10 protein-coding genes and 2 pseudogenes are annotated in these 8,179 nt (G+C 67.8%); 7 read left to right on the forward strand and 5 right to left on the reverse strand.

Annotated features, from left to right (window positions below):
* Positions 1-171: heavy-metal-associated domain-containing protein (locus H0W38_RS10990; RefSeq protein WP_292453865.1), on the reverse strand; the 171-nt coding region annotated here is incomplete at its 3' end.
* A gap of 186 nt (positions 172-357) precedes the next feature.
* Here H0W38_RS10990 and H0W38_RS10995 point away from each other — a divergent pair.
* From H0W38_RS10995 to H0W38_RS22065, 7 genes and pseudogenes are all read left to right on the forward strand, one after another.
* Positions 358-2,787 (forward strand): heavy metal translocating P-type ATPase, encoded by a 2,430-nt coding sequence (locus H0W38_RS10995; RefSeq protein WP_292453847.1) that lies wholly within the window; start codon positions 358-360, stop codon positions 2,785-2,787.
* Entirely contained in the window at positions 2,784-3,278 is a 495-nt protein-coding gene (cueR, locus tag H0W38_RS11000; RefSeq protein ID WP_292453848.1) for a Cu(I)-responsive transcriptional regulator, read from the forward strand. Before H0W38_RS10995 ends, cueR begins: the two co-directional genes overlap by 4 nt.
* 168 nt (positions 3,279-3,446) lie before the next feature.
* Entirely contained in the window at positions 3,447-3,713 is a 267-nt protein-coding gene (locus H0W38_RS11005) for a thioredoxin family protein (RefSeq protein ID WP_292453852.1), read from the forward strand.
* Positions 3,714-3,728: 15 nt separating this feature from the next.
* Positions 3,729-4,154, forward strand: coding sequence for a heavy metal-responsive transcriptional regulator (locus H0W38_RS11010; protein WP_292453855.1), 426 nt, complete (start codon positions 3,729-3,731; stop codon positions 4,152-4,154).
* Positions 4,151-4,411: a thioredoxin family protein gene (locus H0W38_RS11015; protein WP_292453856.1), complete on the forward strand. Its 261-nt coding sequence runs from the start codon at positions 4,151-4,153 to the stop codon at positions 4,409-4,411. Before H0W38_RS11010 ends, H0W38_RS11015 begins: the two co-directional genes overlap by 4 nt.
* Positions 4,412-5,152, forward strand: coding sequence for a cytochrome c biogenesis protein CcdA (locus tag H0W38_RS11020; protein WP_292453858.1), 741 nt, complete (start codon positions 4,412-4,414; stop codon positions 5,150-5,152).
* 371 nt (positions 5,153-5,523) lie between these two features.
* Positions 5,524-5,643: pseudogene (locus tag H0W38_RS22065) on the forward strand (histidine kinase dimerization/phospho-acceptor domain-containing protein); the annotation flags it as partial.
* A gap of 242 nt (positions 5,644-5,885) precedes the next feature.
* Here H0W38_RS22065 and H0W38_RS11030 read toward each other — a convergent pair.
* The 4 genes and pseudogenes from H0W38_RS11030 to H0W38_RS11045 all read right to left on the reverse strand — a co-directional run.
* Positions 5,886-6,611: pseudogene (locus H0W38_RS11030) on the reverse strand (SOS response-associated peptidase family protein); the annotation flags it as partial.
* Positions 6,538-7,017 carry a HAMP domain-containing sensor histidine kinase gene (locus H0W38_RS11035; protein WP_292453867.1) on the reverse strand — a complete coding sequence of 160 codons (480 nt, stop codon included), beginning with the start codon at positions 7,015-7,017 and terminating at the stop codon, positions 6,538-6,540. The gene H0W38_RS11035 and the pseudogene H0W38_RS11030, both read right to left, overlap by 74 nt.
* A complete protein-coding gene (locus H0W38_RS11040) occupies positions 6,957-7,415 on the reverse strand; it encodes a histidine kinase dimerization/phospho-acceptor domain-containing protein (RefSeq protein ID WP_292453869.1) in 459 nt (152 codons plus the stop codon). Before H0W38_RS11040 ends, H0W38_RS11035 begins: the two co-directional genes overlap by 61 nt.
* Before the next feature lie 252 nt (positions 7,416-7,667).
* Positions 7,668-8,021 (reverse strand): heavy metal-binding domain-containing protein, encoded by a 354-nt coding sequence (locus H0W38_RS11045; RefSeq protein WP_292453863.1) that lies wholly within the window; start codon positions 8,019-8,021, stop codon positions 7,668-7,670.
* Positions 8,022-8,179 lie beyond the last annotated feature (158 nt).

Genomic DNA, 8,179 nt, shown 5'->3' on the forward strand with positions numbered 1-8,179 from the left:
CTCGCTCAACGCCGCCGACACCGCCTCGCGGTCTGCGCTGCTCTGGACCTTGACCTTCTTGGTCTGCAGGTCCACCTCGACCGAAGCCTGAGGGTCGACGGACTTGACGGCCTCGGTGACGCGGCCGACGCAGTGGCCGCAGCTCATGGACTGGATGTTGAACTCGATCATGAAAATCTCCGTAGGAAAGATGCGAAGCTCGAACTGTGAACCTTGCCACCGTGGCAAGCTCAAGCCGGCTGCCCGTATCCCCGGTCGCCGGCAGGGGAATGAAGTGCAGCCGCTTTACTTTCCTACCATGGCAAGGTTCACAGTCGAAGCCTCGCCACACTCTTCGGCTCGAAACGACGCAACAGCATGGACACCACCCTGACCTTGAAGCCGGCGCCGGCCGCAACCCAGCGCGACTGGTCCTTTCCCGTGGAGGGTATGACCTGTGCCTCCTGCGTCGCCCGCGTCGAGAAGGCGCTCGCGGCCGTGCCGGGCGTCAGCGAGGCCAGCGTCAACCTGGCGACGGAGGCGGCCAGCGTTCGGGGCGACGCCTCGGTGGCGCTGCCGGCCCTGCGCGCGGCGGTCGTGAAGGCCGGCTACAAGGTCGGCGAGCAGACGCTGCGCTTGAAGGTCGAGGGCATGACCTGCGCGTCCTGCGCGGGCCGCGTCGAGAAGGCGCTCCGGCAGGTGCCCGGTGTCGAGTCCGCGCAAGTGAACTTGGCCACTGAAATGGCGGAGGTCCGCCTCGCGAGCCGGGATGTCGATGTGGCCCAGCTCACCGCGGCCATCGAGAAAGCCGGCTACACCGCCCGCCCGGCGAGCGACGCCGGCGCGGCTGCCGATGAAGCGGCGAAACCGGCGCTCCCCGACTGGTGGCCGGTCGCGCTGGCCGCCGTGCTCTCCGCCCCGCTGGTGCTTCCGATGATCGGTTCGCTGTTCGGCGCCGACTGGATGATCAACGGCTGGCTGCAGCTCGCCCTGGCCACCCCCGTGCAGTTCTGGCTCGGCGCGCGCTTCTACCGCGCCGGCTGGAAAGCGCTGAAGGCGCGCACCGGGAACATGGATCTGCTGGTCGCCCTGGGCACCTCGGCCGGCTACGGCCTGAGCCTGTACCTGCTGCTCGCGCACGGCGCCGCCGGCGGCATGGCGCACCTGTACTTCGAGGCCTCGGCCGTGGTCATCACGCTGGTGCTGCTCGGCAAGTGGCTGGAGACGCGGGCCAAGCGCCAGACCACCGAGGCCATCCGCGCGCTGAACGCCCTGCGCCCCGAGACGGCGCGCGTGCGCCGCGACGGGAAGGAGCTGGAACTGCCCGTCGCGCAGGTGCGGACCGACGACCTCGTCGTCGTGCGCCCCGGCGAGCGCGTGCCGGTGGACGGCGTGGTGATCGAAGGCGCCAGCCAGGTCGACGAGTCGCTCATCACCGGCGAGAGCCTGCCGGTCGCCAAGGATGTGGGCGACAAGGTGACCGGCGGTGCGGTCAATGCCGAAGGCCTGCTGATCGTGCGCACCACCGCGGTGGGCGCCGAGTCGACGCTGGCCCGCATCGTACGCATGGTGGAGTCGGCGCAGGCCAAGAAGGCGCCGATCCAGCGCCTGGTCGATCGGGTGAGCGCCGTGTTCGTGCCGGTGGTGATGGGCATCGCATTGCTCACGCTGCTGGGCTGGGGCTTCGCCACCGGCAGCTGGGAAGCAGCGATCCTCAATGCGGTGGCGGTGCTCGTCATCGCCTGCCCGTGCGCGCTGGGCCTCGCCACACCGACCGCGATCATGGCCGGCACCGGCGTGGCAGCGCGCCACGGCATCCTGATCAAGGACGCGGAAGCCCTGGAGGTGGCGCACGCCGTTCAGGTCGTGGCCTTCGACAAGACCGGCACGCTCACCGAAGGGAGGCCGGAGCTGGTCGCGTACGAAGCGGCCGATGGCGACACCGCCTCGCTGCTCGCGCTCAGCGCGGCGATTCAGGCCGGCAGCGAGCACCCGCTGGCCCGCGCCGTGATGCAGACGGCCGAGCACGAGCGCGTCGCCGTGGCGCCGGCCAGCCAGGTGCGCGCCGTCGCGGGGCGCGGCATGGCGGCCACGGTGGAGCAGCGCGAGCTGCGGCTGGGGAGCACGCGCTTCATGGAAGAGCTGAAGGTCGAGTTCGGGGCGCTTATGGCCCGCGCGGCTGAGCTGCAGTCGCAGGGCCGCACCGTCTCCTGGCTGGCCGACGTGACCGAAGCGCCGCGCCTCGTCGGCCTGCTGGCCTTCGGCGACACGCTCAAGGCCTCGGCCCCTCGAGCGGTCCGGCTGCTCCAGGAGCAAGGCATCCGCACGGTGCTAGTGACCGGCGACAACCGCGGCAGCGCCGAGGCGGTCGGGCGTGAGCTCGGCATCGACGAGATCCGCAGCGAGGTGCTGCCCGAGGACAAGGCGCGAATCATCGGCGAGCTCAAGGCGGGCGGCCGGCGCGTGGCGATGGTCGGCGACGGCATCAACGACGCACCGGCGCTGGCGGCGGCCGATGTCGGCATCGCCATGTCGAGCGGCACCGACGTGGCCATGGCGGCTGCCGGCATCACGCTGATGCGGGGCAACCCGGCGCTGGTGGCCGATGCCATCGACATCTCGCGCCGCAGCTACGCCAAGATCCGCCAGAACCTGTTCTGGGCCTTCGTCTACAACGTGGTCGGCATCCCGCTGGCCGCCTTCGGACTGCTCAGCCCGGTGATCGCCGGCGCGGCGATGGCGGCGAGCAGCGTGAGCGTGGTCACCAATGCCTTGATGCTGCGGCGCTGGAAAGGAAGCGGGCAATGAACCAGATCGTGGCCGCCTCGGGGCCCTTGAACATCGGCGAAGCCGCCGCGCGCTCGGGCGTGTCGGCCAAGATGGTGCGGCACTACGAATCGCTGGGCCTGCTGCCCTCGGTGGCCCGCACGGAATCGGGCTACCGGCAGTACGGCGAGCGGCAGGTGCACACGCTGCGCTTCATCCGGCGCGCGCGCGACCTGGGCTTTTCCATCGCGGAAATCACGCAACTACTCAAGCTCTGGCAGAACCGGCGCCGCGCCAGTGCCGACGTGAAACGCATCGCGCTCGCCCACGTCGCCGACCTGGAGCGGCGCATGGCCGAGATGGCGGCAATGAAGCAGACGCTGGAACACCTGGCGACGTGCTGCCACGGCGACAGCCGGCCCGACTGCCCGATCCTCGACGAGTTGGGGCAGGAGCAGGCAGGGCCGTCGCCGAACGAACCGGTGACGGCCCCTGCGCACCGGCCCTCGGCGCCACGAAGAACAACTTCATGAAGGATGCAAGCGCGAAACACCTGCTGCGCACGCGGGCTCCAACACTTCGCTTGACTCTGGAGCCTGCTCCAGGCTTGAAGATGCCACACGGTTCGCGATACGAACCGGCGGTTCCTGGTCCGGTTCCCGAGACCGACCGCATTGACCAACAGACGAAGGAGTGAAGCAATGGCTACGAAACGCAAGGTGGAAGTGTTCAGCGCGGGCTGCTCGGCCTGCGAAGAAGCGATCACGCTGATCAAGAGCATCGCCTGTCCCTCGTGCGAGGTGAGCGTCCTCGACATGAGGGACATGGATATCGTCAAGCGGGCCAAGGCGCTCGGCGTGCGCTCGGTGCCCGCCGTGGCAATCGACGGCCAGCTTGCGAGCTGCTGCGCCGGCCGCGGCGTGGACGAGGCGAGTCTGCGGCTCGCCGGACTGGGCCGGGCGGCGTAGGCGAGATCGGACCGCATGTTCACCATCGGAAAGCTGGCCGCGCTCGCCGAGGTCAGCGCCGACACCTTGCGCTACTACGAGCGCGAGGGCCTGGTCGCGCCCAGCGGCAAGAGCGAAGGCGGCTACCGGCTCTACGACCAGGCCGCAGCCGGGCGCATCCGCTTTATCAAGCAGGCGCAGCACTGCGGGTTCACGCTCGCGGAGATCCTGGAACTGCTGTCGCTGCGCAGCAGCGACGCTGCCTGCTGCGGCGACGTGCGCCAACGCGCCCTCGAGAAGAAGCTGCAGCTCGAAGGAAAGATCCGCAGCCTGCAGGCGATGTCGAAGGTGCTCGACGGGCTGATCGGGGATTGCGCGAACGACGGCAGCCCGGTCGAGGACTGCTCGATCCTCGCGGCCCTGGAGCGATCCATGGCGAACATCGAAGAAGACCGCGCGTGAAACTCGAACTCTTCCACGCACCCGGCTGCGCGCAGTGCAGCGCCGCGCAGTCGGCGCTGCGCGAGGTGGCGCTGCAGACCGTCGAGGGCGTCGAGTGGCGCGAGGTGAATGTGCTCGACGAACTCGATTACGCGGTCACGCTCGGCGTGCTCACCTTGCCGGCGCTCGCGCTCGACGGCGAACTGGTCTTTGCCGCGCTGCCCACGCCGCAGCGGCTGCGCGAGGTGTTGCTCGGCCGAACTGCGGGGACAAGCTGAATGGATGCGGAATCGCTTCGTCTGGCCGTCGAGCAGGCGGGCCCCGCTGCGGCCGGCCTCGCGTTCCTGGCCGGGCTGCTGTTCAGCATCAACCCGGTGGCGATGGCCGCCATCCCGGTTTCGCTCGCCTATGTAACCAAGGCGCGCGCGCCGCGGCAAGCCTCCGTCTTCGGGGCCATGTTCGTGCTCGGCATGGTCGTGACCCATGGGCTGCTGGGCTTCGCGGCCGGGCTGGGCGGGCTGGGCATCGAAGCCTTGATCGGCCGCGCCTGGGGGCTGGTGCTCGGCCCGGTGCTCGTGCTGCTGGGGCTCGTGTGGCCGGGCTGGATCCGGGTGCCCTTGCCGTCGTTCGCCTTCCGCGCGAAGCGCCCCATCGGGGCCTGGGGCGCGTTCGCGCTCGGCATTCCTTTTTCGATCGCCATCTGCCCCGTGTGCACGCCCGCGCTGATCGTGCTGCTCGGCGTTTCCGCCGGCCTGGGCTCGCCGTGGATCGGCGCACTGCTGCTGCTGGCCTTTGCGCTGGGCCGGGCGGTGCCGGTCGTGCTCGGCGCAACGGCGGTGGGCTGGTTGCAGAACCTGCAAAGCCTCGCCCCCTACCGGCGGGTGTTCGAGACGGTGGGCGGCCTCACGCTCGTCGCGGCCGGGCTGTACCTGCTGAACGCGTCCCTGGTGCTGGTTCCCGGCCTGGATGTGAGCATGGTCGCCTGGAACATCCGACCCGCTCGCGCGTGGGGATGTTGAGCCATGGGCGCCGCGAACGAACGCTTGCTTTTCAGTCGCATCACCAGGCTGCCTGAGTTCAATGTGGGCGTGTTCCCGCTGCTGCTGAACTACCCGTGGGAGTTGCTGCAGGTGCCTTTGTTCGAGCAGATGCCGCACGCCCTCACTGGGAGGCGATCAAAAAGCGCGAGGGCATCGCAAGTGAATGGGCAGACAACGCTTGGGTGCGCGCGGAGGAACAGCAAACAGAGGCCGAAAACAGTAGCGCCGTCGAGACGCAAAACAGCGAGCTCCGACAAGCCAACGGGCATCTGGTCCTTGCAACGATCGAAGCTCAGGAGCTCCGGGATGCCGCGCTGATCGCTCGCCGGCGACAGGACGAGTGCCTGGCCATGCTGGCGCATGAGCTGCGCAACCCTCTCGGACCGATCCGGAACGCAGTGGAGGTCCTCGCCCGGTTGCACGAAGCGCATGCGATACCCCGACGGATCCTGGACATCATTCGTCGCCAAGTTCAACAGATGGTGCGCCTGCTTGACGACCTGCTCGATGTGTCTCGCTTGACGCATGGCAAAGTAAGCTTGCAGCGGCGGCCTACGGAGGTCACCGAGTTCATCAACCGAGCGGTCGAGGCGACCACCGAGATCGTGAAGGAGCGAAGTCAACAGCTGACGTTGGAACTTCCTAAGGTCCCCCTCTACGTCGAGGGGGATGCGGTGCGCCTTGCGCAATCTGTTGCAGAACGCCTCCGAGTCTCCGGGGGCGGCTCGTCGGTGATGGCGGCGAAGGACAGCAACTCGGGCTCACCGTCGCGCTTCCAGTGCGACCACAGGCACGCCACCAGCATGGCTTGCGGCGGGTTCGGCTTGAACTCGAGTACAACATTCTCGACGGCCTCGCCTGCGCCGAGGCCTCGGCCTTCCAGCCGATGGCGGTTGACGTTCTCGTAGAAGGCGTTGACGACCATGAGGCCATTCGAGAACCCGAAGAGGTTCTTCCAGAAGCCCTCCAGGTTGTCTCGCCGGGCGTTGTAGGTGCCCGGGTACTTGGTGTCGTAGAAGGCAGGCTTGCCGGGCGGGCGGCACTGGTAGCGCATGGGCTTGACGACGCGTCGGCCGCCCTCCATGACGATGACCGGCGCATAGATGCCGGGGAAGATGCGCGAGTCCTGTTCTTTGGGCTCGGCCCGTTTCGGGTCGCTCAAGCGCGTCATCGCCCGATAAATTTTGTCGGTGGCAATGCGCTTCGATTCCGCCGCAGCCTTGGTCGGCTTGGCCTCCAGCGCTCGCTCGGCATCGGCCAGGCGCTTTCGCTGCGCGAAGAGCTCCTGCTCGAGCTTGGATGCCTGCTCGGACGCGAATTCCTCAATCAAGGTCCGGATGCGGCGCTCGTCCTCGTCCGCGGGCTCATGCCCCTGGAAAGCCGCCTGCATGGCCTTGGGAATCTTGACTTTGCTGTCGCCTTGCCGGCGCCAGAAGATGTCGACGGATCGCGGAGGCCGGGATGCCGGTCCCGGTGTCGCGCACGGTCAGGCAGGCGCGATCTCCGCGTCGTTCAAGTCGCACTTCGATTTCGCCCTGGAAGGTGAACTTGAAGGCATTGGAAAGAAGATTCAGGACGATCTTCTCCCACATATCGTGGTCCACGCAGACCGGCTCGCCCAGGTTATCGATCTCGACCTTGAAGCGCAGACCGGCCTCTTCGATGGCGGCTCGAAAGACGCTCGCCAGGTCCGCCGTCAGGCGCGGCAGATCCGTGAGGCGGTAGGCGGCATCGACCCGGCCGGCCTGGATGCGCGAGAAGTCGAGCAGGGTGTTCACCAGCTTCAGAAGCCGCCGCGCATTTCGGTTGATGCGTTCCTGCCGCTCTCTTTGGCGCGGCGGCAGAGGCTCTCGGTGTCCGCGAGTGAGTCCTCGAGCGGCCCCAGCATCAAGGTGAGTGGCGTTCTGAATTCGTGACTCACGTTGCTGAAGAAGGCGGTCTTGGCCCTGTCGATGACGCTCAGTTCCTCGGCCTTGCGTCTTTCTTCTTCGTAGGCGAGAGCGGTGGCGATGGCCGTGCCGACGGCTTCGCCGAGCATCTCGATGAAACGCTGGTACGACGCGTCGGCCGGCAGGCGTGTGCTCATGCCCACAACCGCAAACCCGAACGGGCCGGCGAGAGCGTGGGTCTTGATGGGGACGACGAATGCCCGGGCGATCGCCTCGGGGTAGTTGGCGCAGGCCATGGCACCGACTCTCGCCACCACGTCGTGAACCAGCGTGCCGCGGCGCGTGTCGAGCACCTCTCGGAACGGCCAGGGCGCCGCGTCCGTTGCGACAGCGTCGCCCAATGTGAACGAATGGCCACGCCTGGCGGGCGCTGACTTGGCCGAGGTGGCAGCAGAGCTGTGGGCTCAGGAGCGCTGGCGAACTCTCGAGCCTGAAGAGGCCGCCACGGCGTGGCTGCGCCAAGGCATTCCGACCATCGCGTAAGCGAGCTGCCTGTAGAAAGGCTGAGATCAGCCGCCGCCTGATCACCCAGCACCGGCCAGACCTCAGGCCATCTTCACGGCGGTCCCGCTGACCGCCACCATCATCATTCCATTGGCCTCGCCAAGCACTTCGTAGTCGAAGTCGATGCCGACGATCCCGTCGGCGCCGAGCTCTTTGGCGGCGGCCAGCATGTCTTCCAGCGCTGCGTCGCGTGCGCCGGACAGCGCCCGCTCGTAGCCGCCGGCGCGCCCGCCCACCACGTCGCGCACCGACGAGAACAGGTCGCGGAAGATGTTCGCGCCGATGATGGCCTCGCCGTTGACCAGGCCCAGGAAGGTCTCGACACGCGCGCCCTCCCCGCTCGGCACGATGGTGGCGAGAAAAAAGCCTTCGTCTTTCTTGGAGAACCAACCCATCTCAGACTCCTGAAGTCCCGTGATGCAGACAAGATACACGCTGCACGAAGGGTATGGGCCGAGGGGGCAAGCCACCCCGCCTCCTCACTGCAAGCAGCTCTTGAGGCTACCTGCCACCTTCTCCAGCGTCGCGTAGACCTCGTCCGCCCGCGCGCCCG

It is taken from the genome of Methylibium sp. (assembly GCF_013817365.1).
Lineage (GTDB): Bacteria > Pseudomonadota > Gammaproteobacteria > Burkholderiales > Burkholderiaceae_C > Methylibium.

Coding starts and splice junctions, on each gene's coding strand:
- cueR (WP_292453848.1), top strand. CDS start 2,784: ATGAACCAGATCGTGGCCGCCTCGGGGCCCTTGAACATCGGCGAAGCC.
- H0W38_RS11045 (WP_292453863.1), bottom strand. CDS start 8,021: ATGGGTTGGTTCTCCAAGAAAGACGAAGGCTTTTTTCTCGCCACCATC.
- H0W38_RS11020 (WP_292453858.1), top strand. CDS start 4,412: ATGGATGCGGAATCGCTTCGTCTGGCCGTCGAGCAGGCGGGCCCCGCT.
- H0W38_RS11005 (WP_292453852.1), top strand. CDS start 3,447: ATGGCTACGAAACGCAAGGTGGAAGTGTTCAGCGCGGGCTGCTCGGCC.
- H0W38_RS11010 (WP_292453855.1), top strand. CDS start 3,729: ATGTTCACCATCGGAAAGCTGGCCGCGCTCGCCGAGGTCAGCGCCGAC.
- H0W38_RS10995 (WP_292453847.1), top strand. CDS start 358: ATGGACACCACCCTGACCTTGAAGCCGGCGCCGGCCGCAACCCAGCGC.